General features: G+C 66.4%; 21 protein-coding genes and 1 riboswitch. Of the genes, 16 read left to right on the top strand and 5 right to left on the bottom strand.

The features are described 5' to 3' along the window. Positions 1-73 precede the first annotated feature (73 nt). On the bottom strand, positions 74-1651 hold the full coding sequence (locus AC5P6E_RS01200) for a BCCT family transporter (protein ID WP_019338803.1): 1578 nt from the start codon (positions 1649-1651) through the stop codon (positions 74-76). A 245-nt stretch (positions 1652-1896) separates the two neighbouring features. Next, positions 1897-1998: riboswitch (TPP riboswitch) on the top strand. A gap of 82 nt (positions 1999-2080) precedes the next feature. Between AC5P6E_RS01200 and thiC the strand changes: the two genes are divergently transcribed. The 6 genes from thiC to AC5P6E_RS01170 all read left to right on the top strand — a co-directional run bounded on the left by thiC (position 2081) and on the right by AC5P6E_RS01170 (position 11579). After that, the gene (gene thiC, locus AC5P6E_RS01195) at positions 2081-3925 is read left to right on the top strand and encodes a phosphomethylpyrimidine synthase ThiC (RefSeq protein WP_010483982.1); all 1845 of its coding nucleotides are present in this window, start codon (positions 2081-2083) and stop codon (positions 3923-3925) included. A 93-nt stretch (positions 3926-4018) separates the two neighbouring features. Continuing rightward, positions 4019-4690, top strand: a complete 672-nt coding sequence (locus AC5P6E_RS01190; RefSeq protein ID WP_010483983.1) for an ion channel — start codon at positions 4019-4021, stop codon at positions 4688-4690. A 260-nt stretch (positions 4691-4950) separates the two neighbouring features. Then, positions 4951-7275, top strand: coding sequence for a winged helix-turn-helix domain-containing protein (locus AC5P6E_RS01185; protein WP_019338802.1), 2325 nt, complete (start codon positions 4951-4953; stop codon positions 7273-7275). 116 nt (positions 7276-7391) lie between these two features. After that, a complete protein-coding gene (locus AC5P6E_RS01180) occupies positions 7392-8291 on the top strand; it encodes a helix-turn-helix transcriptional regulator (RefSeq protein WP_010483985.1) in 900 nt (299 codons plus the stop codon). A gap of 49 nt (positions 8292-8340) precedes the next feature. Beyond that, positions 8341-11199: a TonB-dependent receptor gene (locus tag AC5P6E_RS01175; protein ID WP_010483986.1), complete on the top strand. Its 2859-nt coding sequence runs from the start codon at positions 8341-8343 to the stop codon at positions 11197-11199. A gap of 170 nt (positions 11200-11369) precedes the next feature. Beyond that, positions 11370-11579: a hypothetical protein gene (locus AC5P6E_RS01170; protein ID WP_019338801.1), complete on the top strand. Its 210-nt coding sequence runs from the start codon at positions 11370-11372 to the stop codon at positions 11577-11579. 55 nt (positions 11580-11634) lie between these two features. Here AC5P6E_RS01170 and AC5P6E_RS01165 read toward each other — a convergent pair whose 3' ends face one another. Then, positions 11635-12756, bottom strand: coding sequence for an HDOD domain-containing protein (locus AC5P6E_RS01165; protein ID WP_019338800.1), 1122 nt, complete (start codon positions 12754-12756; stop codon positions 11635-11637). 152 nt (positions 12757-12908) lie between these two features. Then, on the bottom strand, positions 12909-13445 hold the full coding sequence (gene ppa, locus AC5P6E_RS01160) for an inorganic diphosphatase (RefSeq protein WP_005410935.1): 537 nt from the start codon (positions 13443-13445) through the stop codon (positions 12909-12911). A gap of 183 nt (positions 13446-13628) precedes the next feature. Between ppa and AC5P6E_RS01155 the strand changes: the two genes are divergently transcribed. From AC5P6E_RS01155 to AC5P6E_RS01140, 4 genes are all read left to right on the top strand, one after another. After that, a complete protein-coding gene (locus AC5P6E_RS01155) occupies positions 13629-14102 on the top strand; it encodes a hypothetical protein (RefSeq protein WP_019338799.1) in 474 nt (157 codons plus the stop codon). 72 nt (positions 14103-14174) lie between these two features. Further along, on the top strand, positions 14175-14675 hold the full coding sequence (locus tag AC5P6E_RS01150; RefSeq protein ID WP_010483990.1) for an RNA polymerase sigma factor: 501 nt from the start codon (positions 14175-14177) through the stop codon (positions 14673-14675). Positions 14676-14779: 104 nt separating this feature from the next. Continuing rightward, positions 14780-15715 carry a FecR family protein gene (locus AC5P6E_RS01145; protein WP_019338798.1) on the top strand — a complete coding sequence of 312 codons (936 nt, stop codon included), beginning with the start codon at positions 14780-14782 and terminating at the stop codon, positions 15713-15715. 228 nt (positions 15716-15943) lie between these two features. Further along, positions 15944-18862, top strand: a complete 2919-nt coding sequence (locus tag AC5P6E_RS01140; protein WP_019338797.1) for a TonB-dependent receptor domain-containing protein — start codon at positions 15944-15946, stop codon at positions 18860-18862. A 150-nt stretch (positions 18863-19012) separates the two neighbouring features. Here the strand turns inward: AC5P6E_RS01140 and AC5P6E_RS01135 are convergent, their stop codons facing one another. Next, positions 19013-19270, bottom strand: a complete 258-nt coding sequence (locus AC5P6E_RS01135; protein ID WP_029550886.1) for a DUF2789 domain-containing protein — start codon at positions 19268-19270, stop codon at positions 19013-19015. 106 nt (positions 19271-19376) lie between these two features. Between AC5P6E_RS01135 and AC5P6E_RS01130 the strand changes: the two genes are divergently transcribed. Genes AC5P6E_RS01130 through AC5P6E_RS01110 form a run of 5 tightly spaced genes read left to right on the top strand, consistent with a single transcriptional unit; the run spans position 19377 to position 22329 of the window. Next, positions 19377-19964 carry a biliverdin-producing heme oxygenase gene (locus tag AC5P6E_RS01130; RefSeq protein WP_019338795.1) on the top strand — a complete coding sequence of 196 codons (588 nt, stop codon included), beginning with the start codon at positions 19377-19379 and terminating at the stop codon, positions 19962-19964. Between the two features lie 31 nt (positions 19965-19995). Beyond that, positions 19996-20463 carry a YbaN family protein gene (locus tag AC5P6E_RS01125; RefSeq protein ID WP_019338794.1) on the top strand — a complete coding sequence of 156 codons (468 nt, stop codon included), beginning with the start codon at positions 19996-19998 and terminating at the stop codon, positions 20461-20463. Further along, positions 20450-21178: a tonB-system energizer ExbB gene (gene exbB, locus AC5P6E_RS01120; RefSeq protein ID WP_029550885.1), complete on the top strand. Its 729-nt coding sequence runs from the start codon at positions 20450-20452 to the stop codon at positions 21176-21178. Before AC5P6E_RS01125 ends, exbB begins: the two co-directional genes overlap by 14 nt. A 9-nt stretch (positions 21179-21187) precedes the next feature. Then, positions 21188-21613, top strand: a complete 426-nt coding sequence (gene exbD / locus AC5P6E_RS01115) for a TonB system transport protein ExbD (RefSeq protein ID WP_010483997.1) — start codon at positions 21188-21190, stop codon at positions 21611-21613. Further along, positions 21610-22329: an energy transducer TonB gene (locus AC5P6E_RS01110; RefSeq protein ID WP_057502939.1), complete on the top strand. Its 720-nt coding sequence runs from the start codon at positions 21610-21612 to the stop codon at positions 22327-22329. Before exbD ends, AC5P6E_RS01110 begins: the two co-directional genes overlap by 4 nt. Before the next feature lie 79 nt (positions 22330-22408). Here the strand turns inward: AC5P6E_RS01110 and AC5P6E_RS01105 are convergent, their stop codons facing one another. Next, positions 22409-24436 carry a sodium-translocating pyrophosphatase gene (locus AC5P6E_RS01105; RefSeq protein WP_019338787.1) on the bottom strand — a complete coding sequence of 676 codons (2028 nt, stop codon included), beginning with the start codon at positions 24434-24436 and terminating at the stop codon, positions 22409-22411. A gap of 308 nt (positions 24437-24744) precedes the next feature. Between AC5P6E_RS01105 and AC5P6E_RS01100 the strand changes: the two genes are divergently transcribed. Further along, on the top strand, positions 24745-25248 hold the full coding sequence (locus AC5P6E_RS01100; RefSeq protein ID WP_010484000.1) for a hypothetical protein: 504 nt from the start codon (positions 24745-24747) through the stop codon (positions 25246-25248). The last annotated feature ends 45 nt before the right edge of the window (positions 25249-25293 follow it).

Genomic DNA, 25293 nt, shown 5'->3' with positions numbered 1-25293 from the left:
TCCAGAGCCGCTTTTGAAGTTGCTGTTGCCGTTGCTTGAGAAAAGCGGTGCAGCCGCAGGCTGCAAACCCCCCTCAATCCTGATCGTGCGCGCGCGCTGCTTCCGCCTGGGTCTCCTCCTGCGCCGCCATCTCGCGTGCGATCCACGCATCGATCATGTGCCGCTGGCGCTGCGCCTGCCGCCGCTCACGCGTGTACTCCTGGTCCAGCACCCGGTACAGCGACACCATCACAAGAAGCATCAGCAGCGCGAACGGCAGCGCTGCGATGGTGATCATGCCCTGCAGCGCCTCCAGCCCGCCTGCCAACAGCAAGGAACCCGCCACCAGCGCAATGCCGACACCCCACGCCACTTTGTGCTTGCGCAATGGCTCGCCAGCGTCGTCCGTGGACATGCTGGCCAGTACCAGTACCGCAGAATCAGCCGAGGTCACGAAGAAGATCATCAGCAGCACCAACGCGATGCTCGACAGAAGAAGAGGCAACGGAAGGCTGTCGAACATGGTGAACAGCACTGTCTCGTAGCCGTTGCCCAGCGCCTGCAGGAGGTCGGCATGGCCGAAGATCTGCATCCAGATGGCGGTGCCGCCGAACACCGAGAACCAGAAGAAACCCAGCAGCGTCGGTGCCAGCACCACGCCGATCACGAACTCCCGAACACTGCGCCCGCGCGAGATGCGCGCGATGAACGAACCGACGAACGGTGCCCAGGAAATCCACCAGGCCCAGTAGAAGATCGTCCAGTCCGCGACCCAGGTGCTGGACGAGAACGGTGACATGCGCAGGCTCATCGTCACCAGCTGGTTGAGATAGGAGCCCAGCGTGGTGGTGAACGTGTTGAAGATCGCGCCAGTCGGGCCGAGTACCAGCACCAGCGCCAGCAGCAGCGCCGCCAGTGCAAGGTTGAAGTTGGACAGCCATTTCATGCCGCGGCCGACGCCGCTGAGCGTGGACGCCATGTACAGAACGAAGGCCACCGCAATGATGGTCAGCTGCAGCGGCACGCCCGCCTGCACGCCGAACACGCGTTCCACGCCGGCTGCGATCTGCACCGTGCCGAAGCCGAGAGCTGTAGCCACGCCAATCGCAGTGGCGACGACTGCGGAGATGTTGACCACATGCCCGATCCAGCCACGATGGTGACGGCCGATGATCGGTTGCAACATATCGCTGATCTGGCCACGGCCGTTGCGGTTGAACTGGAACCAGGCCATTGCCAGGCCGATCAACGCATAGATGGCCCACGGGTGCAGGCCCCAATGGAAGAACACGTAGCGCATGGCAGCACGCGCAGCATCCATGCTTTCAGGTGCCAGCCCTTCCGGTGGTTTGCTGAAATGCGAAATGGGCTCGGCGGCGCCCCAGAACACCAGGCCGATGCCCATGCCGGCGGCGAACAGCATCGACATCCAGCTGGCCCGCGAGAATTCCGGTTCGGCGTCTTCGCCACCGATGCGCAGGTTGCCGAAGCGGCCGAAGGCCAGGTACGTCAGGAATACCAGGGCCAGGAACACGACCAGCAGGTAGAGCCAGCCGATGCCGCGGATGAGTTCGCCGAGGATGCTCTGCACCACGGTATTGAAGGGGCCGGGTGCAACACCGGCGAGCAGCACCAGCAGCAGAACCAGTGCAATGGAAACGCGAAACACCATGAAGGGGCTTTTCCGATCAAGGGATTGAGGGGAGCGAGCAGAGCTTGCTGCGAGGGGCCGGCGACATGCAGCACAGGCCGGGCAGGGGCCGCGAAGGCGGCGAGGAAACACCGGCCGCAGCGGCACGATGCGCGTGCACGTTACTGAATGCGATGTCACGGTTCTGTTAATACAGAAACAGCGGATCCACGCCGTGCGTGGATGGAACAGCCAGGAGCTGCGGTGCGTTCTATGGTCTAATGCGCACCAAGAAGCGGGGGTACCGCGGCCATGTGGCCACGGTTGAGACAGTCCCTTGGAACCTGATCCGGCTCATACCGGCGTAGGGAAGCTTTGCAGTGCAGCCATGCCCGGACTCCGCCCTAGGACCGTCCGGGAGCGGCAGCAGTGCGCCGCCGCTTCGTCCCTGACCTTCCTGGACGATGCCCGATGAACGCACAGCTCTCCGCCCTGCAGCAACAGGCCCAGCAACTCTCCGAATCCGTGACCCGGCCCATCCCCGGCTCGCGCAAGATCCACGTGCCCGGCTCACGTCCGGATCTGCAGGTGCCGATGCGCGAGATCGCGTTGACCCGCACGCCGACGCTGTTCGGCGGCGAAGAGAACGCACCGGTCACGGTCTACGACACGTCCGGTCCGTACACCGATCCGGAGGTGCGCATCGATCTGTCGGCCGGTTTGCCGGAACTGCGCCGCGGCTGGGTGGAAGAGCGCGGTGATACCGAGCAGCTCGAAGGACTGAGTTCTTCGTTCGGCCGCGATCGCGAGCAGGACCCGAAGCTCGATGCGGTGCGATTTCCCGCGCGCAGCCTGCCGCGCCGTGCGCGTGCAGGTGCCAACGTCACCCAGATGCACTACGCGCGCCGTGGCATCATCACGCCGGAGATGGAGTTCGTCGCCATCCGCGAGAACCAGCGCCTGGACGCGATCCGCGATGCCGGCCTGCTGCAGCAGCACCCCGGCGAGGCATTTGGTGCCTCGATCCAGAAGATCATCACACCGGAGTTCGTGCGCGATGAGATCGCACGCGGCCGCGCGGTGTTGCCCAACAACATCAACCACCCGGAAAGCGAGCCGATGATCATCGGCCGCAACTTCCTGACCAAGATCAACGCCAACATCGGCAACAGCGCGGTGTCCTCGGGCATTGCCGAGGAAGTGGAGAAACTGGTGTGGGCGATCCGCTGGGGCGGTGACACGGTGATGGACCTGTCCACCGGCAAGCACATCCATGAGACCCGCGAGTGGATCATCCGCAACTCGCCGGTGGCGATCGGTACCGTGCCGATCTACCAGGCGCTGGAGAAGGTCGACGGCCGTGCCGAAGCACTTACCTGGGAAATCTTCCGTGACACGCTGATCGAGCAGGCCGAGCAGGGCGTGGACTACTTCACCATCCACGCTGGCGTGCTGCTGCGCTACGTGCCACTCACCGCCAAGCGCGTGACCGGCATTGTCAGCCGTGGTGGCTCGATCATGGCCAAGTGGTGCCTGGCGCACCACAAGGAGAATTTCCTCTACACGCATTTCGAAGACATCTGCGAGATCATGAAGGCCTATGACGTGACCTTCTCGCTGGGTGACGGCCTGCGCCCGGGCTGCATCGCCGATGCCAACGACGCCGCGCAGTTCGGTGAGCTGGAAACGCTGGGTGAGCTGACGAAGATCGCCTGGAAGCATGATGTGCAGACCATGATCGAAGGCCCCGGCCATGTGCCGATGCAGCTGATCAAGGAGAACATGGACAAGCAGCTGCGCGAGTGCGGCGAGGCGCCGTTCTATACGCTGGGCCCGCTGACCACCGACATCGCGCCGGGCTACGACCACATCACCAGCGCGATCGGTGCGGCGATGATCGGCTGGTTTGGTACCGCCATGCTCTGCTACGTGACGCCGAAGGAACACCTCGGCCTGCCCAATCGCCAGGACGTGCGTGACGGCATCATGGCCTATCGCATCGCCGCGCATGCGGCCGACCTGGCCAAGGGCCATCCGGGCGCGCAGGTGCGCGACAACGCGCTGAGCAAGGCGCGCTTCGAGTTCCGCTGGGAAGACCAGTTCCATCTTGGCCTGGATCCGGAGAAGGCCAAGGAATTCCATGACGAGACGCTGCCGAAGGATGCGCACAAGCTGGCGCACTTCTGCTCGATGTGCGGTCCGCACTTCTGTTCGATGAAGATCACTCAGGACGTGCGCGACTACGCCGAGGCCGGCATGAAGGAGAAGTCGGCGGAGTTCCGCGCGGCCGGTGCCGAGGTCTACCGCCAGGGGTGATGCGGAAGCGGGGGTGCCGGCCAGCGGCCGGCACTACCGCTCATCACACCGCTCCCGGCTATCCTCGGCCCACCACCCTGGGGAAAGGACGCCATGCCCGTTGCCATCACCACCCGCTGGCTGGCCATTGCCCGCCGTCATCCTTCGGCCTGGCTGCTGGGGGCCCAGTTGATCGCCGTGCTGCTATACCCCGCGCTGGATGACACCGCTGCGGGCCGCGCGGCGCTGGGCATGTTCGGCATGGCGGTACTGGGCCTGGCGCTGTGGGTGGTCCAGCGCAGCCCGCTGGGCACTTGGCTGGCGCTGCTGCTGGCCATTCCTTCGGTGGTGTTCTCGCTGGCCGGTGCATTGCTGGATCGCAGTGCGCTGCTGACCACCGCGCAGCTGCTGGAAAGCCTGCTGTACTTCTATACGGCCGGTGCACTCATCGCCTACATGCTCCAGGACCATAAAGTCACCCGCGATGAACTGTTCGCGGCAGGTGCGACATTCACGTTGCTGGCCTGGGCCTTCGCGTTTGCTTTCGCCGTGTGCCAGCAGTGGTATCCGGGCAGTTTCCAGGGCACCGGTGGTGGTGCACAGCGCACCTGGATGGAACTGCTTTATCTGAGCTTCAGTTTGCTCTCGGGTGTCGGCCTGAGCGACGTCGTGCCACTGCATCCGCAGGCGCGTGCATTGGTCATGCTGGAGCAGTTTTCAGGCGTGATGTACGTGGCTTTGGTGGTTTCGCGACTGGTCGGATTGACCATGCTGCGGCGCATGTGAAAATGAACGCCAGATAAAAATTCCGCGCCCCGCAGGGCGCGAATGGTGCAGCAAATTATGTGAATGCGTCGGCGAGAGAGAGCCTGGATGTCGACCACGCGATAGGCGAGGTAACCCGCATAGGCTAGTATTCGCCCGCTTCATTGTTTTTGCGGTATGCGCCGATGCTTTGTGCGGAGTCTGGCTTTTTGCTGTTCCCAGGACGGGAGGGTATCGAAGGCAAACGCTGCCCCGGACCTGTCTCTACTGTGTAGCGGAAAATGAACAGCAGTGAAAACCAGCCCCCCGGATTCGATCGGATCCGGATCGGAGAGTGCACTGTCACTCTGTCCTCGCGAGAAGTCGAGGTCGTCGGTGCGCGTCGCCCGCGTCGGCTGACGCCGAAGGCGCTGGGCGTGCTGCGTGTACTGCTGCGCCAGCCAGGGCGTGTTGTCACCCGCGATGAACTGTTCGCGGAAGTCTGGCCGGACACGCTGCCGACCAATGATGTGCTTACCCAGGCCGTCACCCAGCTGCGCAAGGCGTTCAGCAACGACGACGACAACGGCCAGGCCTATATCGAGACCATCGCCAAGACCGGCTATCGCCTGCTGGTGCCGGTGCAGGTACTGGACGATGTCGAGCCGGCGCCGTCCGCAGGAGCCGATGACGAAATCGCGGACCTGCAACCGGTGATGGTCATCGCCGAGGAGAGGCCGGCACACGTGCAGGCATCGCGCCGCCGCTGGCGCCACGTCCGCCGGCGCGTGCTGCTGGTGCTGGGCGTGCTGATGCTGGCCACGGTGGTGGTGCTGGCCGCGCTGCTGCTGCGGCGGGCACCGGCCAGCAGTTCAGCGGTGGATGCGGCCGTGGAGAACGGCACGCGCGTGATCGGCAGCCCGCAGCGCCCCTATCGGTTGATCACTGCAACCAGCGGTTTTGAAACCTATCCCACGCTTTCACCCGATGGTTCGTTGGTGGCCTATGAAGGCGCCAACGAAGACGGGCAAGGGGGTGGGGCGATCAAGGTGCAGACCTCCGGCAACGCGCCAGCGCGGCAGCTGCTGGCTCCGCCGGCCGGCTCGGTTGACCGCTTCCCGAGCTGGTCGCCGGATGGACGCGAGATCGCCTTCGCGCGGTTCAGCAACAACGGCGGCTGCCAGGTGCTGATCGCCAGCGCGACCGGTGGTGCCCTGCGCCAGGCCACGCGGTGCGATGGCACCGAGCTGCTCAGTTTCGACTGGACGCCGGACGGCCGTGGCCTGGTGTTCGGCAGCATGGTGGGGCGCTATGCCCATCGGGGCATCCGCAAGCTCGATCTGGCCAGTGGCCAATGGGAGGCGCTGGACTACGGTGTTGCCGAGGATGACTTCGACTATGCGCCGCGCTACTCGCCTGATGGCAAGTGGCTGGTGTTCGTGCGCAATCCGCAGCTGGGCGACCTGTGGCGCATGCCGGCAGCGGGTGGCACGCCCGAGCAGCTGACCAGCGAGGCCGCTGAACTGCGTGGCTGGGCCTGGTTGCGTGATGGCCGGACGATCGTGTTTGGACGCCGTGTCGACAGTGAAGTGCGCCTGTACTACCTGGACGTCGAGAGCCGCACGCTGCGCGATGCCGGGCTCGACGACGCACAGTGGCCGGCCACTGCACGCCGCGCGGGCATGCTGGCCTTCGTCCATCGGCGCGCGCAGTTCGGCATCTTCAAGGTGCCGATGGAGGGCGGCTCGCCGCCGCAGCGCTTGTTTGCGTCCAGTGGCCGGGATGGGCAGCCGATGGCGGCGCCGGATGGACGCCAACTGGTGTTCACGTCCGATCGTTCAGGCAGCTTCGCGCTGTGGTGGGCGGACATGGAGCGCCCCGATTCGCTGCGGCCGATCGAAGGCTTGCGGCCCGAGGCACGTCAGGCACCGGACTGGTCGGCCGACAGCCGGCGGTTGCTGGTGGTGGGGCGCGACGAGCACGGACGCACGGTGGTCTATGAGATCGCCCCACGTGACGAACGCGTCCAGCCGTTGCCTGTCCCGTCGGAGCAGCCGCTGCAGGCACTGTACGGGGCACGCCCGGACCAGCTGCTGGTGGTCGAGCGCGATGACCAGCAACAGACCCGGCTGAGCCTGTTTGATCGAAGCGTGCAGCCCTGGCGCCGCCTGGCCAGCATCGACGGTGTTTCGCAGGCGCGGTTCGATCGCAGCAGCGGGCGTGTGCTGTTCACCCGCCTGGCCGCAGGAGGCCTGTGGTCGGTGGATGCGGCGTTGGCACCGGCAAGTGTGCAGCAGATCAGTGATGACCGGCCCAGCCGGTGGCGGTACCGGGCCTGGACCGTGGCCGGCAACAACGCGATCGGCTACCTCGGTACGTCCACCCGTTGTGGCACGACACTGGTGCTGATCCAGGCCGGGCGCGAGGAGCCGGAACGCTGCCTGGATGCGGAACGCCTCAGTGCCGGCAACGGGCTGAGTGCCGGCGCCGATGGGCACACGCTGTTCGTGGCAATGGCGGTCAGCGACGGTGCCGACATCGGCGTGATGCGCTTGCCCGAGCGCTCGCCGACGCTGCTTCCGGCGTTCTCCAAGTTGTTGTTGTTCAACGGAAATGGGCCTTCGTAATTTCTTCGTGGCGACCTCGCCGCGAATTCGTGGCGATCTCGTCTGACTTTCCTGACGTGGTGCCGCCTGATTTGGCAAAACGGAGGCCTGTACTAGGCAAACCGTGGTGCCCCCCCATGCGTCAACTCTCGCTGGCCGATCGCGGCCAAACCGTCTCTCTGGACCGGTCGCTCGACGATGCTGCGCCGACCTGCCTGGGCGTGGCCCGGCTCGGCAGCCTGCAGACCGCAGGCAGCAGCTTCACTGTGTGGATGCAGGTGCGCGGCAGCTCCTGGGTGGAAGCCAAGGAAGGACGCTTCCGCTTGCGCCAGGGCGAGTGGATCGCCTTCGAGAAAGAGTCGCGGCCGCTGGTGCAGGCAGGCCGCAACGGCTTGTGCGTTGGCCTGAACCTGACTGTCGAAGCGCTGCGCGTGCTGGCCGAGATGGCCGACTGCGGCCTGTACGCCGGGCGTGGCCGCATGAGCCGTGGCGATGCCCGCGTTGCGTTGCGCCTGTGGCGCGATGCGCTGGCCAGTGGTCAGCCGGCACAGGCACTGCGCCCGCTGCTGCTGCATCTGGCGGGCCTGCAGCGTGGGCTGGCCGACAACGTGCAGCGTTGCCCGGGTCGCTCGCGCAGCCGCAAGCGCCAGGTATTCGGCCGCATGCAGCGCGCCCGCCTGTACCTGGAAGGCAACAGCCACCGCGTGGTGCGCATCGGTGAACTGGCCGAGCTGACCAACTTCTCCAGCTGGTATCTCTCCAAGACCTTCCAGAGCCTGTACGAGGAAAGCCCGCAGTCGCTTTCAGCACGTTTGCGCCTGGAAAGGGCGGCCGACCTGCTGCGGGACACCGACATGATGGTTGGCGAGGTCGCTGCGGCCAGTGGCTTCGACAACTGCTGCAGCTTCGCGCGTGCGTTCCGCGCCCGCTACGGCCAGTCCGCATCGCGCTTCAGGGAAAACGGCGGCTTGCTGCCGCCACAATCTGCAAAGTCTCCGGTTGGCTCGCGCAAATACAGCGCTGCAACGCAATCGTAACGTGCTGGGGTGTTTTAACACGCTGCTAACACGTACCTTGGAGAGATAGATGAACGTTCGTAATCCCGCAGTGCGGCTGGGCCTTCTGCCGGCTGGCATTGCGTTGGCGCTGACGCCCGCCTTTGCTTCTGCGCAGGAAGCAAAGGATGCGACCACCCTGGATCGCATCGAAATCACGGGCTCGCGCATCCGCGGCGCCTCGATGGAGACCCAGCAGCCGGTCCTCACGCTGAGCCGTGAGAACCTGGAAAAGCAGGGCTACACCACCGTCGCCGATGTCCTGCAGAACCTGACCTCGGCAGGTTCGCCGGCCATTTCCCGCGCGGACTCGCTGTCCTCCGGCGAAAACGTTGGCGGCTACTACGTCGACCTGCGCAACCTTGGCGCGCAGCGCACCCTGGTGCTGATGAACGGCAAGCGCCTGGGCGCGACCACTGCCGGCTACCAGGATCTGAGCCAGATTCCGATGGCCGCCGTCGAGCGCATCGAAGTGCTGAAGGATGGCGCCTCCGCCATCTACGGTTCGGACGCCATTGCTGGCGTGGTCAATGTGATCACCCGCAAGCGCTTCGATGGTGCTGAAGCCAGCGTCTACGTTGGCCAGTACGGCCGCGGCGACGGCGACACCAACACCTACTCGTTCACCCTCGGCTCTGAAGGCGAGCGTGGCGGCGTGACCCTGTCGGCCGAGTACTCCAAGCAGGATCCGGTGTGGGCGAAGGATCGTTGGTTCAGCCGCGACGGCGGCCTGGGCCCGAATTCGACCTCTGCCGACTGGAGCCCGCTGAGCCAGAACAGCACCTGGTGCGACCCGCGCGTGTGGGGCGACTGCAAGCCGCGCGCTGCAGGCCAGCCGCAGCCGGAGTGGAAGACCCTGAATCCGGGCGGTGACCCGAAGAATGCGGCCGACTACCACCTGCTGACTCCGGCCGAGTACTCCAACGCCAACCAGCAGATGATGGTGCAGACCGGCATCGAGCGTAAGTCCGTGTATGTCAACGGCAGCTACGATCTGGCTGATTCGATCACCTTCAATGCTGACGTGCTGTACAACCAGCGCACCACCGACCAGCAGATCGCGGGTTACCCGTACCAGTCGCTGTCGTTCGGTACCCCGCTGTCGAAGGACAGCGCGTTCAACCCGATCGGCCAGGACGTTGAGTTCCGTCGCCGCCTGTGGGAAGTGCCGCGTACCACCAAGAGCGACCTCAAGACCCTGCGCTTCGCGCCGAGCCTGAGTGGCTTCTTCGAGTTTGCCGGCAAGACCTGGGACTGGGACGTTGGCGCGCTGTGGAACCGCAACGAGCTGACCAAGACCGGCTACGGCGACATGAGCCTGATCGCTTCCGAGCAGGCACTTGGCAAGTCGTTCATCAACGGCCAGGGCGTTGCTCAGTGCGGGACCGCCGCCAATCCGATCCCGCTGAGCCAGTGTCGCCCGTGGAACCCGCTGCTGCCTTACGGCGTCAACGGCCAGGGCTCGCTTGCCGACCGTGATCTGCAGAACTTCCTGTTCCCGACCTACACCGACACTGGTGTGACCAAGACCACCAGCTACACCGCCAACCTGTCCGGTTCGCTGTTCGAGCTGCCGGCCGGTGACCTGGGTGTGGCCATGGGCTACGAGCACCGCAAGGAAGAAGGCCGCTTCGTGCCGGACGCCTTCCGTCAGTCGGGCCAGTCGACCGGCCTGGCGTCGACCACCACCTCGGGCAACTACTCGCTGGATGAGTTCTACCTGGAACTGAACGTGCCGATCCTGTCGGACCTGCCGTTTGCCAAGGAACTGACCTTCAACGTCGCAAGCCGCTACTCTGACTACAGCAACTTCGGTGACACGATCAACTCGAAGTTCGGCCTGGTGTGGCGCCCGATCGACGAACTGCTGGTCCGCGGTACCTACGCAGAAGGCTTCCGCGCACCGACCGTTGACGATCTGTACGGCGGCACCAACTCGAGCTTCGAGCGTTATACCGATCCGTGCGGTTCGACCTCGCCGGGCAACGTCGCTGGCAATGCTGCCTGCGCCGCGGCTGGCGTGCCGGCCAACTACGTGCAGGTCGGCCAGGGCTTCGCGCCTTGCAGCACCTTCCCGTGCGCGACCCCGGACCAGTTCGTCAGCGGTTCGAATTCGGCTCTGAAGCCGGAAACCTCCAAGAGCAAGACGGTTGGCCTGGTCTGGAGCCCGCGTTGGGTGCAGGGCCTGGACATCTCGCTCGACTGGTACCGCTACGAGCTGAAGAACATGATCATCGCTGACAGCGTTGATCGCATCCTGCGTGACTGCTACGTGCTGGGCAACGCAGCTCGCTGCGAAGGCGTCACCCGTGCCGCTGATGGCCATATCGAGGCGCTGACCTACGGCCTGGCCAACCTCGGCTCGATGGAGACCGAAGGCTACGATCTGGGTGTCAAGTACCGCCTGCCGGAACTGTCGATCGGCAAGTTCAGCATCGACTGGCAGACCAGCTACCTGGCCAAGTACGACGAAGCCGGCCAGAACAAGAAGGGTGAGAACATCACCATCGGTCGCGTTGGTGAGCCGGGCCTGTTCCGCGTCCGTTCGAACCTGGGTGTCAACTGGGAGCTGGGTGACTTCGGCGTCAACTGGACTGCCCGCTACTACTCGGGCATGAAGGAAAGCTGCATCGACGACGCATGGTGCGACGCTCCGAACCACTACGCCAATGGTGAGCCGGATCCGCTGCGCCACACCGGCTCCAACACCTTCCACGACGTGCAGGTCAGCTGGAAGGCTCCGTGGGATGCCACCATCGCCCTGGGTGCGAACAACGTGTTCGATCACCGCGGTGCGCTGCAGTACTCGGCGCCGAACTCGAGCTTCGCCTACTACGGTGGCTTCGACGTCGGTCGCTTCCTGTACATGAAGTACACCCAGCGCTTCTGATAGTTCGAAGTGCTATAGCAGTACCAGGAGGGCGGACCGCAAGGTCCGCCCTCTTTCTTTGTAGGGGAATTCCGAAATATCTTGGAAGATGAGGGAAGTCACGTTCCCGTCGTGTCGTAATCAACACGGTTGCTGGGTCCACTTGCGGACCCTTGCACATGGGGAGAGCGATGAAGAGCACGCTGTTGCACAAACTGTCTGCTGCTGCACTGATCTATGCAACATTGGTGGGTGCGGTGTTCGCCCAGACCGGTGGCGTCTGTGGGGGCGGGCTGTACTGCCAGGAGCTGCGTCAGGAATGCCTGGCTGCAGGCAAGTCGAAGGTCCTGTGCGATCTGCAGTATCGCCACTGCGTGCAGGATGCCTGCGGCGCGCGCTGATGCAAAAAAGGCGCGCCCTTGGGCGCGCCTTTAAGGTTCTTCCTGCGTTGACCGCTCAGGTCTCGCTGGGTACCAGTCCCATCAACGCATTGGCATGCTCCCGCCACTGCGGCAGCCTGTTGAGTACACCCGCGCGTTGCAGGTAGTCCTCGTCCACCGGATCGCCATTGACCAGTGCCAGTGCCACGTGCACCGCGCCGGTCACCCAGAAGCTGCGCGTATTGGCACGCTGCGGCTGCAGATGGAACGCGACCGCTTCGATGATCGGCATCGGCAGGCCCCACAGGCCCAGCAGATAGGCGCCGGCTTCGGCGTGGCCCGGGCGGGTGTCACCGGCCAGCGATGGTTCGCTGCGCTCGTTGCGCACGCCGGGCAGCAGCAGGCCGATGTCGGCCAGCAGCGCGGCGGTCGCGCCCAGTTCGGCGCTGGATTCGGGCAGCAGGCGTGCCGCCAGCCGCGAGGCGAGCAGGGCGCGCTGCTGCAGTGAATTGCGCTCGGCCGTGGACAGTGTCGGTGCCGAGAACACCTCGCTGGCCAGTACCAGATCGCGCAGCGTCGACAGGCCGAGGCGGGTCACGGCGGTGCGCAGGTCGGCGATGGTGCGGCCCTGGCTGAAGAACGCCGAGTTCGACAGCTGCAGCACCTTGGCCGCGATCGCCGGGTCAGCGGCCACCAGCTTGGCGACGTCGGCGCTGTCGGCGTCGTCGTCATGTTCCAGTGCCTGGGTCAGGCTCAGGTACAGGTGCGGCGGCGAGGGCAGCTTCTCGATACGGCCGATGGCGTCGCGCAGGCGAGGGCTGTCCAGCACTTCACGCAGCTCTTCCAGGCTGGTCAGCGCTTCCAGCAACACTTCCGGTGCCAGCGGCAACGGCAGGAAGCGGTGGGCCACGCCGATCAGGCGTGCCGGCGGCGGCCGGTTGCCGTGCTGGGCGTCCACCAGCGCAATGCGGATGGTTTCCGGGCGCAAGGTCCGGATCTGGCCAAGCAGCGTGGTGGCATTGAGATCCGGCAGTTGCGGGCAGACGATCACCGCATCCACGCCCTGCGTGGCCACCGCGGTCATCGCGGTCTGGCCATCGGTGGCGGTCAGCGGCTGCCAGTCTTCCCCAAGATCGGCAATGAATTCGGTCAGCTCAGCCGGCAGGCTGGCTGCATCCCCAACAAGCAGAATACGCACGACACATTCCCCTGGCTGTCTCGACGATGGATGTCGACGACGTGTGAAGTGACGCAATTTACCTAATACGGCGGCAAGAGTGATGTGCCGTCGTCATGAAACGTGACCCGCATCGCTCCGGCGGGGTGCCGCCGGAGCGATCCGGTTCAGGCTCAGGCCTTGCTGTCGAGATGGCGCTGGTGCGCCTCGATCAGGATCTGCTTGGCCTCAGCGGCGCCGCCCCAACCGTCGAGCTTGACCCACTTGCCCTTCTCCAGGTCCTTGTAGTGCTCGAAGAAGTGGCCGATGCGCTCCAGCCAGTGGCTGGACACCTGGGCGATGTCTTCGACGTGGGCGTAGCCACTGAAGATCTTCGACACCGGCACGGCCAGGATCTTCTCGTCGCTGCCCGCCTCATCGCTCATCTTCAGCACGCCGACCGGACGGCAGCGCACGACCGAGCCCGGCACCAGCGGCAGCGGCAGCACCACCAGCACGTCGGCCGGATCGCCGTCGCCGCACAGGGTGCTCGGCACGTAGCCGTAGTTGCAGGGGTAGCGCATCGGGGTGGACAGGATGCGGTCGACGAAGATCGCGCCGGTTTCCTTGTCCACTTCGTACTTCACCGGCTCCGAGTCCTTCGGGATCTCGATGATGACGTTGATTTCTTCCGGCGGGTTCTTGCCGGGCGAGACGAGTTCCAGACCCATGGTGTGCTCCAGGTGGGGGATATAGACGGATAGCCCCCCATTTTATGCCTTTGCCGGGCGCTGTGCAGGGGAGGGGGCCGACGGCAGGGCGTGGAAGGCGCCGACCCGGCGGGCCGGGGTTGACCGATGGGGCCGGGCGGCGTGGGCGTGCAGGCTGGATGCACCTACCCGAGGAGTTCCCGCATGAAACCATCCGCCCTGTCACTCGGCCTGTTCTGCGCGCTGCTGATCGCGCCCGCCGCCCAGGCCTTTCCCTACGTGGACCTGATCGACTACCCGCACCAGGAAGCCAACTGGGACCGCTTCTTTGCCCTGGAAGGCCGGTTGCAGCATGGCTTCGACAGGATCTGCGGCGACACCTTCTGCGAGGGCGAGTACAGCGACATCCAGGCGCTGCGCCTGCGGTGTTCAGTGGATGCGGTGCACGGCACGGTGCGTGAGTGCCTCTGGGCATTTGCCGCCAGTGACCTGGCCGTGTCGCGGAACGACGGTGCGATCGTGGCCCGGCAACCGACCTGGCTATGCCGGCTGCCGCTGGTGCCTGGCACCCCGGTTGAGGACTTCCATGCGGCGCTGGCGGCCCGTAATCCGCTGCATGATCCGTTGCCCGGCACGTCGGAGAGCGTCTATGACGGGCTGACCGGCTGCATCCACTGATGCGAACGTGACTGATTCTCATTAACGGAGTAGCATGCGCGGCGCCTTCCGTCTGTCGTCCCGGTTCCGCGCATGTCCTCCAATGCCGCCTCACTTACCGAACTGCTGATCCGTGAGCGGCCGGCACTGCTGCGCCGGGTGCAGCGCATCCTCGGCGGAGACAATGGTGCCGAGGACGTGATCCAGGCCGTATGGTTCAAGGCCCGTGGGGTCGACGACAGCCAGGCCATCGATAACCCGCGGGCCTATCTGTACCGGCTGGCCGCCAACCTGGCCACCGACCACGGCCGCGAATCGACCCGACGCAACCGCCTGCTGGCCGACCACTACCTGTGGGGGCCGGACGAGGTCATCTCGACCGAGGAACGGGCCATGGCCCAGGACGAGCTGCAGCGTGTGCTCGACGCGGCGGGGCACCTGCCGGAGCCGACCCGCACCATCTTCCGGCTCAACCGCCTGCAGGGCCTGACCCAGGCCGAGATCGCCCGCCGTCTCGGGGTGTCGGTGACGACCGTCGAGAACCATGTGCGCACCGCCCTGCAGCGCCTGGCCTGGGCACGCAGCGGCCGATGATCGCCCCGGCTTGGGGCTGGCCCTCGCTGAAACGTCTTGATCACTGGACCGTGGATGCGGTCTAGTTCCTCCGCCCGCGCTTGAATGCGCCTGTCCGCCAGCCGATGAGCCCGCCGAACACGCTGCCCGCCGCCAATGACGATGCCCTGGCTGAACAGGCCCGGGGCTGGATCGCGTGGCTGGCCTCGGGTGACATCGGCGAGGGGCGCATGCACGAGTTCGAGCGCTGGCTGGCACAACCGGGGCACCGACGCGCCTTCGAACACGAGCGCGCGCTGTGGCGCAGTGTCGGGCCACGCCCGCAGGTCCGGCCCACCGAACGCCCGCGGCCGCATCGAATGCGCTGGGCAATGGCCGCTGCAGCCGCGCTGGCGATGCTGGTGGCATGGCCGGAGGCCTGGTTGCGGCTGCAGGCCGACCATCGCAGCACGCACGTCGTGCAGAACGTGCAGCTGCCCGATGGCAGCCGCGCAGTACTGGATGCGGACAGCGCGATTGCCGTGCGCTTCAATGCACATGCACGCGAGATCGAGCTGCTGCGCGGGCGTGCCTGGTTCGAGGTCAGCCCGGATGCGCAGCGACGTTTCAGCGTGCGTGCGGGCAACGGCGTGATCGAGGACATCTCGACCGCGTTCACCGTCGCGCGCGGCGATGACCAGGTTGAAACCCAGGTCGGGCAGGGCAGGGTGCGCGTGGCCAGCCCGGCCGACGGTGGCTGGACCTATCTGCAGGTGGGCCAGCGTGCGGTCTATGGCGAGCACAGCGGCGTGACGCGCCTGCGGGATGTGGCTGCCGACAGCGTCGGCGCGTGGCGGCAGGGCGAGCTGCTGCTTGAGCAGGCCAGCGTCGCCGACGCCGTGCAATGGGTGGGGCGTTACCGCGCCGGCCCGACCTTCGTGCGCGGCGATCTGTCGCGACTACCCGCGGTGAGTGCCGCATTGCGCATCGATCGCCCGGAGCAGGCGCTGGATGCACTGGCGGCAACAGCAGGTCTGCAGGTCACCCGCCTGCCGCTTGGCGTCGCCATCATTCACCAGTAGATCCACGCCATGTGTGGATGAAGGTCCCAGTGTGCCGACCAACGGTCGGCACCCACCACGATCACCGGCCGGTCGGCACCTGCCGCGACCGCAAATCGCTCTTGGGGTTGCCGCGCGCCCAACCGTCTTACCACGCGAACGTACCCGCCGCCGCCACGTACGTCGCCGTGTCCGCCCGTGTTGCGGATGACGCCGCGCCTGCGGCACCGATTACCTGACAGGTTCCCCATGTTCGACTCCCACCGCCCGGGCCGTGTGCTGCGCCCGTCCCGCCTGTGCATCGCCCTGCTGGCCGCCGGCCTGGCCAGCGCCGCACCGTCCGTGCTGGCACAGAGCGCCACCGGCAACCACGCTGCCGTGCAGCGCTTCGACATTCCAGCGCAGCCGCTGGATGAAGCGCTGCGCAGCTATATGCGCCAGTCCGGCGTGCAGGTCGTGTATCCGGCCACCCTGGCCCAGGGCGTAACCTCGCGTGCGGTCAAGGGCAGCCTGCCGGCCAACGAGGCGCTGCAGCAGCTGTTGCAGGGCAGTGGCCTGGCGGTGCGCCGCGTCAGCGCAGATGCAGTCACTCTGGAAGCGGCGACGCCGGTGCAGGCCGACAGCGGTGTGATCGTCACCGACACGCTCAGCGTAGCCGGCGACCGCGTCGACAGTGGCGCGACCAGCGACGAGGCGCGCCTGCTCGACAGCTATCGCAGTGTGGGCTCCACCACCACGCTCAGCCGCACGCACCTGGAACGTTTCCGCGGCACTTCCAACGGCGACATCGTCAAGGGCGTGGCCGGTGTCACCGCCGGTGACCCGCGCGTGGGCAATGGGTTCGACGTCAACATCCGTGGTATCCAGGGCCAGGGCCGCGTGCCGGTGATCATCGACGGTGGCCAGTCCAGCATGGACACCTACCGCGGCTATGCCGGCCAGTCACAGCGCACCTACCTCGACCCGGACCTGATCTCCAGCCTGACCATCACCAAGGGCCCGAGCCTGCAGGCCAACGCCTCCGGTGGCATCGGTGGCGTGGTCGAGATGGAGACGCTGAAGATCGTTGACGTGCTGCGCGAAGGCCGTGACTTCGGCATGCGCGTGCGTGGCGGCCTGGCCAACGCCAGCGCCAACAACCTGCCGTCCTATAGCGCCGCGCCGCGTTCCGACCGCAGCGCCACCGGCAGCCAGTTCTTCAACGTGGCCGCAGCCGGTCACTGGGACCGCTTCGATCTGGTCGCCGCCTATGCTTACCGCGACAACGGCAACTATTTCTCCGGCAAGCACGGTTACGACGACTTCCCGCAGACCCGTCGCACGCTGGCACCGCTGAATCCGCCGCGTACCGAAGTGTTCAACACCTCGTCGCGTTCGAAGTCGGCGCTGCTCAAGGGCACCTGGCGCATCGACGATGCGCAGACGCTGGAAGCGGGCTACCGCCGCTACGAAGGCACCGCCGGCGAGATCATGGCCTCGCAGATCATCCGCGTCGACCGCGATCGCATTCCGCAGTGGGACCCGGGCCACGTCGACATGGACAGCTACACCCTGCGCTACCGCTTCAATCCGGACAGCGATCTGGTCGACCTGCGTGTCAACGCCACATACACCGATACCGACAGCGTGATGTACAACAGCCTGACCGGCATCACCCCGTGGTACTTCGACCGCCGCACCGAGTGGTATGACGCGCCCAGCTTCAGCGGCGACCCCGGCTACAAGGATGCCTACCGCAATCCGCTGCGACAGAAGCGCTTCGGCCTGGATGCCAGCAACACCTCGAAGTTCGACACTCGTGCTGGTGCGTTCACCTTCGACTACGGCCTGTCCTACAGCGACGAAGACATCGCGCCGGGCAGTTCGGGGCCGGTCATGCACGACGATCTGGTCAACAACCGCTTCCTGCGCAACGCCGAGCGCAAGGAATACAGTGCCGTGGCCTCGCTGAAGTGGCAGCCCGATGAGCATTGGGAACTGCTGGCCGGCGGACGCTGGAACCGCGTGGATGTGCATGACCGCAACCGCCTGGCCACGCCCGACGCCTATGAGGTACAGGGCCAGTACCGTTACACCGAACTGCTCAATGGCAACCCGGCGCTGCCGTCGTGGCGGGCCAAGCGCATCGCGCTGCTGAACTGGTACCCGGACGCCAACGGCAACTTCACCCAGGAATCACTGCTGGCCTCACCGTACAAGAAGGGCACGGTGGGCGACATCGGTGGCTGGAACTTCTACGACGCCGGCAAGCCGCAGGACCTGGAAGTGCCGGTCAGCTGGACGTGGTCGCAGCCGATCCGCCGTCGTGACACCGCGTTCTCGCCGACGGCCAGCGTGGCCTATCGCTTCAGCGAAGACACCATGGTCTATGTGAAGTACGCCGAAGGCACCAAGCTGCCGAGCCTGTTCGAGACCACGCTGGGCCTGTTCACTGCCGCCAAGCCGGTGGGCGAGCTGAAGCCGGAGCGTGCGCGCAGCTGGGAAATCGGTGCCAGCACCATCCGCTACGACCTGTTCACCGCTGGCGACCGCCTTGCGCTGAAGCTGGCGTACTTCGATACCCGCATCGACGACCTGATCACCCGTGACTACCGCACGCTGTCGGCAGGCCTGATCCGCAACGTCGACCAGTTCAAGGTCTCGGGCATGGAGTTCCAGTCCAGCTATGACAGCGGCAAGGTGTTTGCCGATCTTTCCGCGCACTACTACTTCAAGGCCAAGACCTGCGCGCCGGACATCGCCGCAGAGCGCCGCGCCTATGGTGCACAGCGCAAGAACGATGAACTGGCCAACACGCCGGACTGCGTGGACGGCGGATTCGAGGGGTCGTACACCAATACACAGAATCCGCCGCGCTACATGGTCAATCTGACGCTGGGCTCGCGCCTGTTCGACGAGCGCCTGACCTTCGGCACCCGCGTGGTCCACAACGCCGGCCCGATCAGCAAGCTGGACAAGGACTGGAACGTGGGCCTGTCGGCGATCCAGCAGCTGTACCGGCCAACGACGCTGGTGGACCTGTTTGCCAGCTGGAGCTTCAACGACCAGTTGTCGGTGGAAGCGGGCGTGGACAACCTGACCGACCGCTACTACCTGGACCCGCTGGCGCTGGGCGTGATGCCGGCACCGGGCCGCACCGCGCGGCTGGCGTTGACCTGGAAGTATTGATCGGTCGCGGATGGGCGGTGGGGTTGGATCCCTTTCCTGAGGAGAGGGCTCTGACCCCATCGGGCTCCGACCGCCCTCGGTGGGTGCGGACCTTGGTTCGCACCGCTTCCGCCGTGTGATCGCCAGCGCCGGGCCATGCCCGGCGTCTGTTTACAGCCCGGTCGAAGCCTTCACCGCATCTTCGTGCAGCGACTCGTTCAGCTCATCCACCACCGTGCTCCATGCCGCATCGGCCTGCAGCGATTCGGACAGGAACTGGCGCTGGGCATCGTTCCAGTAGGGTGCCTCGACCACTTCAACGTCGGTGGCCAGCTGGTGCTCGCGGATGAAACGGGCGATGGCCTCGGCGCTGGCGTCCAGGCCCAGCTGCAGGAACAGGTTGGTCATGCGCGGTTCGGTGGTGATCATCATCGGTTCCTGCTGGAAGAAGGGATGGTCCATTATCGGCGCACACGGCCTTGGGGAAAGCCCCGCGGCGAACGTCTACAGCACGACGACCCCCTTGGCATCCCCCATGAACGCACACATCGCTCCCGAAGACAGCCGCAGCCTGCGGCTCAAGGCCGCCACCCGCGACAGCCACGGTGCCCTGGACAAGCGCATCATGGCCGGCGACATCTTCGCCGACCGCAGCAATTTCGCCCGTTTCCTGCGCGTGCAGTATCGGTTCCACCGCAGCATCGATGCGCTGTATGCCAACCCTGCGCTGGACGCACTGCTGCCCGATCTCGGTGAGCGCCGCCGCCTGGCCCAGATCGCGCGCGACCTGCAGGACCTGGAGCAGACCCTGCCAGGCGCGGACATCGACGCGCTGCCCTCGGACCTGGCGCTGCCGGCCGCCCTTGGCTGGCTGTACGTAGCCGAAGGTTCCAACCTCGGCGGCACCATTCTCTACAAGATGGCCGCCAAGCTCGGGCTGGACCGTGACTTCGGCGCCCGCCACCTGGCCGCGCACCCGGATGGTGCGGCGCGCCACTGGCGTGAGTTCACCGCCGCGCTGGACGCGGTGCCGCTGAGTGCCGAGCAGGAGCAGCAGGTGATCGACGCAGCCGATGCCGCGTTCCGCAGCGTGCACGGCCACGTCGAAGTGGAATTCGCCTGATGCACGGCGCGCGCCCGCAGGCGCAACGCTGATGCGCTGGCTCTGGTTCGCGCTGGGCTGGTTGATGGTCGGCCTCGGGGTGATCGGCGCGTTGCTGCCGGTGATGCCGACCACCATCTTCCTGATCCTGGCCGTGGGTTGCTTCGCACGCAGCTCGCCGAAGTTCGAGCAGCGCCTGCTGGCACATCCGCGCTACGGGCCGTCACTGCGGCTGTGGCGTGAGCAGGGGGCGGTGTCGCGCAAGGGCAAGGCGTTCGCCAGTGCCGGCATGGCGGTGGGCTTTGCCCTGTTCTGCTGGGGTGCGCACCCGTCGTGGCGTCTTCTGCTGGGCGTGGGCCTGTTCTTCGCGGTCAGCGCCGGCTACGTGCTCAGTCGACCCGCACCGCGGCTGGAGCCCCATCCGGTCGTGGAAGTGGACGACGCCCATGATCCGCGCGCGGCCCGTCGTCGCGCAGCGACCCCTGATGCTGATGGAAACCGAGACGATGCTGCCTGCTGACCTGGCTCCTGTGGCCGCCCCCGCATTGACCCCGTGGGGCATGTACCTGGCCGCCGACGTGGTGGTGAAAGCCGTGATGATCGCGCTGGCATTGGCGTCGCTGGCCACCTGGACGGTGCTGCTGGCCAAGGGCTGGGAGCTGGCCCGCCAGGCCCGGCAGCTGCGGGCGGCGCGCGCGCTGTTGCTGCAGGCGCCGAGCCTGCCCGGCGAGAGCGCCGATACCAGTGTGCAGCAGGGCACTGCGCTGGCGATGTTGGATGCGGCCCGCACCGAACTGCGCCTGTCGCAGGATCTGGAAGGGCGCGACGGCATCAAGGAACGCATCGCCTCGCGCCTGGACCGCATCGAACTGGAAGCCGCACGCGTGCAGCGGCGCGGCATCGGCGTGCTCGCCAGCATTGGCGCGGTGGCGCCGTTTGTCGGCCTGTTCGGCACGGTGTGGGGCATCATGAACAGCTTCATCGGTATCGCCCACAGCAACACCACCCACCTGGCGGTGGTCGCACCCGGCATCGCCGAGGCGCTGCTGGCCACCGCGCTCGGCCTGGTCGCCGCGATCCCGGCGGTACTGGTCTACAACCACTTCAGTCGCGTGCTGGCCGGTCTGCGTGGCCTGCTCGGCGATCTGTCGGCGGCCGTGCAGCAGCTGATCTCGCGCGATCTCGACCGCGCCCTTCCACGCGCTGCAGCGGCGTCGCTGCGTGCGGTGCACTGAGAGGCGGCGATGGCCATCAGGACCGCGTCCGACCGCGACGACACGCCGGAAGAATCGCACGAGATCAACGTCACGCCCTTCATCGATGTGATGCTGGTGCTGTTGATCATCTTCATGGTGGCGGCACCGCTGGCCACCGTGTCGGTACCGGTGCAGCTGCCGGCCAGCAGTGCCAGTGCCACGCCGCCGGAACAGGCGCCGGTGTACGTGACCGTGCAGGCCGATCTGTCGCTGCGTGTCGGCGAGCAGGCGGTGGCACGCGACGGGCTGGCCGCTGCGCTGCAGGTAGCCACCCACGGTGACACCTCGCAACGCCTGTTCCTGCGTGCCGATACCCGCGTGCCTTACGGTGAACTGATGGCAACGCTGGATGCGCTGCGTGCGGCGGGCTACCTGAAGGTGGCACTGGTTGGACTGGAGCAGGGCGCGCGATGAGCGGACTGCGGCGCTGGGCGACCAGCCTGGCGATCGTGCTGCTGGTGCATGCGTTGCTGGTCAGCGTGGCCTGCTGGTGGGCGGCGCGCGCACCGGCGGTGGCCGCCGCAGCGCCGCCCGCTGCATTGATGCTGGAGCTGGCGCCGATGGCACAGGCGCCTCCGGTGCCGCCGCGCGAGGTTGCCACTGGGCCGCTGCAACAGCAACAGCAGCGACAGGCGCCGAAACCGGCCCTGCGTGAGCAACCCAAGGCACCGGTGCAGCCGCAGGGTGACCTGCCACCGCCGCGTACGCCGGAGCCGACGCCCTCGCCGGACACCGCCGAGGCCAATGTCGCGCAGACCAGCGCACCGCCGCAGGTGGCGGCCGACGCGGCCGCACGCTACACCGCACCGCAGACCACCGCCGGCGAGCGCAGTCGCGCCGAGGCCACCTGGGAGGGGCGCCTGCTCGGGCATCTGCAGAAGCATCGGCGCTATCCGCGCCAGGCCGAGCGGCTGCGCCAGCAGGGCGTGGTCTACGTGCGTTTTGCCGTGGCCCGGGATGGCGCGGTCTCGGGGCTGACACTGGGCCGCAGCAGTGGCTTCGCGTTGCTCGACCAGGAGACGCTGGACACCGTGCGACGTGCCAGCCCGGTACCGGCGCCGCCGGCCGAGGTAGCCGGCGACCCGGTGGACGTGATGGTGCCGGTGTCCTTCTTCCTGCGCGGGCGGTGATTGACGATGGGGTCGGATCCCTTTCCGCAGGAAAGGGCGCTGACCCCATTCGGCGCCGCCATCCACGCATGGCGTGGATCTACAACAGCGGTACCAGCAGCAGCGCGACGATGTTGATGATCTTGATCAGCGGGTTGATTGCCGGGCCGGCGGTGTCCTTGTACGGGTCACCGACGGTATCACCGGTCACTGCGGCCTTGTGCGCTTCGCTGCCCTTGCCACCGAAGTGGCCGTCCTCGATGTACTTCTTGGCGTTGTCCCAGGCGCCGCCGCCGGTGGTCATCGAGATGGCCACGAACAGGCCGGTCACGATCGTACCGATCAACAGGCCGCCCAGTGCGCGCGGCCCGAGCAGCAGGCCGACCACCACCGGCACCGCCACCGGCAGCAGCGAGGGCACGATCATTTCGCGGATGGCCGAGCGGGTCAGCATGTCCACCGCTTTGTCGTACTGCGGCTTGCCGGTGCCCTGCATGATGCCGGGGATCTCGCGGAACTGGCGGCGTACCTCCTCCACCACCGCACCTGCTGCACGGCCGACCGCTTCCATCGCCATCGCACCGAACAGGTAGGGGATCAGGCCACCGATCAGCAGGCCGATGATCACCGTGTGGTCGCTGAGATCGAAGCGGAACTCCTGGCCGGGATGCGCGGCCTGCAGGTTGTGCGTGTAGTCGGCGAACAGCACCAGTGCGGCCAGCGCTGCCGAGCCGATCGCATAGCCCTTGGTCACCGCCTTTGTGGTGTTGCCCACCGCATCCAGCGGATCGGTGATGTCGCGGATCTCCGAGGGCAGCTCGGCCATCTCGGCGATGCCGCCAGCGTTGTCGGTGATCGGTCCATAGGCATCGAGGGCGACGATCATGCCGGCCATCGACAGCATCGCGGTGGCGGCGATGGCGATGCCGTACAGGCCGCCCAGCGCGAACGCGCCCCAGATCGCTGCACACACGGCCACGACCGGCAGCGCGGTGGACTTCATCGAGATGCCGAGGCCGGCGATGATGTTGGTGCCGTGGCCGGTGGTCGACGCCTGCGCCACGTGCTGCACTGGCTTGTACTGGGTGCCGGTGTAGTACTCGGTGATCCACACGATCAGGCCGGTCAGGACCAGGCCGATCAGCGCGCATCCATACAGCGCGATGGGACCATGCACATTGTCGGCCATCAGCCCGGTGGTGATCGGGTAGAACGCGATCGCGGCCAGCACGCCGGAGACGATCACGCCCTTGTACAACGCGCCCATGATCGAGCCGCCAGGCTTCACCTTGACGAGCAGCGCACCGATGATCGAGGCGATGATCGACACACCGCCCAGCACCAGCGGATACAGCACCGCATTGGCGCCCGCCTCGGCCAGCATCAGGCTGCCCAGCAGCATCGTTGCGATGACGGTGACCGCATAGGTCTCGAACAGGTCGGCGGCCATGCCGGCGCAGTCGCCGACGTTGTCACCGACGTTGTCGGCGATCACCGCCGGGTTGCGCGGATCGTCTTCGGGAATACCGGCTTCGACCTTGCCGACCAGATCGGCGCCCACATCGGCGCCCTTGGTGAAGATGCCGCCGCCCAGACGCGCGAAGATCGAGATCAGCGACGAACCGAACGCCAGACCGACCAGCGCGTGCAGCGCCTGTTCCATCGGCAGGCCCATCCGCAGCAGCAATGCGTAGTAGCCGGCCACGCCCAGCAGGCCCAGGCCGACCACCAGCATGCCGGTGATCGCACCGCCGCGGAAGGCGACGTCCATTGCGGCGCTGATGCCGTGGCGTGCAGCTTCGGCAGTGCGCACGTTGGCGCGTACCGACACGTTCATGCCGATGTAGCCGGCCGCGCCGGACAGCACCGCGCCGACCGCGAAGCCGATCGCGGTGTACCAGCTGAGGAACACACCGACCAGCACGAACAGCACCACGCCGGCCACGCCGATGGTCAGGTACTGGCGGTTGAGGTAGGCACGCGCACCTTCCTGGATCGCGGTGGCGATCGCGACCATGCGTTCATTGCCGGTGGGTTGGCGCAGGATCCAGCGCGCCGAGACGATTCCGAACAGGATCGCGAGAATGGCGCAGCCCAGCGCCAATGAAAGCCCGTGACGTTCCAGCATTAGACCCCTCCGCAGAATGGATGTAGGCATCCAGTGGCGATGAACGGCACCACGAGGGGGACGACGGGCTGCAGCCTGGAACCAACCCGTACCGACCTTGGTGGTCGTCCGACGTATGGCGGTGTTCAGCATTCCCTGGTGCCCGCAGTATGCGTTCGGCGCACTGTAGAGTCGAGCCGTGCTCGACTGGCTCCTGCGAGCCGCGGCGCATGGCGCCGGGCCAGGGGCAAGATTCGAGAGCCGCAGGCCTTTGCACTCCGTTAAGCCAGCCTCTGCAAGCCTGCGCACAGTCCCGTAGGAGATTCCCCATGCGCCTGTCCCTGTTGATGCTTGCCGCCCTGGTCCCGGCCGTACCGGCACTCGCCGCGGAAACCCCGGAGCTGCAGCGCGCCGTGGGTGCTCCCCAGGCAGTGGGCGCAGTGCACACCCTGCGGCAGATCCCCGAGGCCTGCGCGCGCCTGGAAGGTGCCTTCACCGGCCAGGCGGCCGAGCCGTACCGCTTTGCGCCGGTGCGGACCAGCGAGCAGTGCCAGCCACGCGCGCGCTTCGTCGACTACGCCAAGGCACAGCCAAGTGCCGACAAGGGCTGGAAGCTCAATGATGTGATCCGCGTGCCCAGCGCAGCATGCCCGGCACAGCAGGCGGTGGTGCGCGTGTGGCGACTGCCGTCGAGCAACAAGGTCGAGCTGGACGGTCAGGGCCAGTCGCGCATCTATCTGGAAGAAGCCAAGAAGCAGGCCGCGGCCGGCCAGATTCCGCAGGTGACCATGTTCGCCGCGCAGCTGCAGATGGAAGGCAAGGCCTGCAATTGAAGTTGCGTGGGCGGTGCACCCACGCAGTCATCCCCCGGTAGTGCC

It is taken from the genome of Stenotrophomonas sp. YJH_SMC_16, assembly GCF_059367875.1.
Note: the sequence above shows the minus strand (reverse complement) of the source record. Positions and strands in the feature narration are given on the sequence as shown.

Excerpts from the sequence above, each read along its gene's own strand:
- AC5P6E_RS01105 (WP_019338787.1), bottom strand. The coding sequence starts at position 24,436 with ATGCTGGAACGTCACGGGCTTTCATTGGCGCTGGGCTGCGCCATTCTC.
- AC5P6E_RS01170 (WP_019338801.1), top strand. The coding sequence starts at position 11,370 with ATGAAGAGCACGCTGTTGCACAAACTGTCTGCTGCTGCACTGATCTAT.
- AC5P6E_RS01190 (WP_010483983.1), top strand. The coding sequence starts at position 4,019 with ATGCCCGTTGCCATCACCACCCGCTGGCTGGCCATTGCCCGCCGTCAT.
- exbB (WP_029550885.1), top strand. The coding sequence starts at position 20,450 with ATGCTGCCTGCTGACCTGGCTCCTGTGGCCGCCCCCGCATTGACCCCG.
- AC5P6E_RS01135 (WP_029550886.1), bottom strand. The coding sequence starts at position 19,270 with ATGATCACCACCGAACCGCGCATGACCAACCTGTTCCTGCAGCTGGGC.
- AC5P6E_RS01155 (WP_019338799.1), top strand. The coding sequence starts at position 13,629 with ATGAAACCATCCGCCCTGTCACTCGGCCTGTTCTGCGCGCTGCTGATC.
- AC5P6E_RS01200 (WP_019338803.1), bottom strand. The coding sequence starts at position 1,651 with ATGGTGTTTCGCGTTTCCATTGCACTGGTTCTGCTGCTGGTGCTGCTC.
- AC5P6E_RS01140 (WP_019338797.1), top strand. The coding sequence starts at position 15,944 with ATGTTCGACTCCCACCGCCCGGGCCGTGTGCTGCGCCCGTCCCGCCTG.
- AC5P6E_RS01175 (WP_010483986.1), top strand. The coding sequence starts at position 8,341 with ATGAACGTTCGTAATCCCGCAGTGCGGCTGGGCCTTCTGCCGGCTGGC.
- AC5P6E_RS01145 (WP_019338798.1), top strand. The coding sequence starts at position 14,780 with ATGAGCCCGCCGAACACGCTGCCCGCCGCCAATGACGATGCCCTGGCT.
- AC5P6E_RS01185 (WP_019338802.1), top strand. The coding sequence starts at position 4,951 with ATGAACAGCAGTGAAAACCAGCCCCCCGGATTCGATCGGATCCGGATC.
- exbD (WP_010483997.1), top strand. The coding sequence starts at position 21,188 with ATGGCCATCAGGACCGCGTCCGACCGCGACGACACGCCGGAAGAATCG.
- thiC (WP_010483982.1), top strand. The coding sequence starts at position 2,081 with ATGAACGCACAGCTCTCCGCCCTGCAGCAACAGGCCCAGCAACTCTCC.
- AC5P6E_RS01150 (WP_010483990.1), top strand. The coding sequence starts at position 14,175 with ATGTCCTCCAATGCCGCCTCACTTACCGAACTGCTGATCCGTGAGCGG.
- AC5P6E_RS01110 (WP_057502939.1), top strand. The coding sequence starts at position 21,610 with ATGAGCGGACTGCGGCGCTGGGCGACCAGCCTGGCGATCGTGCTGCTG.
- AC5P6E_RS01100 (WP_010484000.1), top strand. The coding sequence starts at position 24,745 with ATGCGCCTGTCCCTGTTGATGCTTGCCGCCCTGGTCCCGGCCGTACCG.
- AC5P6E_RS01125 (WP_019338794.1), top strand. The coding sequence starts at position 19,996 with ATGCGCTGGCTCTGGTTCGCGCTGGGCTGGTTGATGGTCGGCCTCGGG.
- AC5P6E_RS01180 (WP_010483985.1), top strand. The coding sequence starts at position 7,392 with ATGCGTCAACTCTCGCTGGCCGATCGCGGCCAAACCGTCTCTCTGGAC.
- ppa (WP_005410935.1), bottom strand. The coding sequence starts at position 13,445 with ATGGGTCTGGAACTCGTCTCGCCCGGCAAGAACCCGCCGGAAGAAATC.
- AC5P6E_RS01130 (WP_019338795.1), top strand. The coding sequence starts at position 19,377 with ATGAACGCACACATCGCTCCCGAAGACAGCCGCAGCCTGCGGCTCAAG.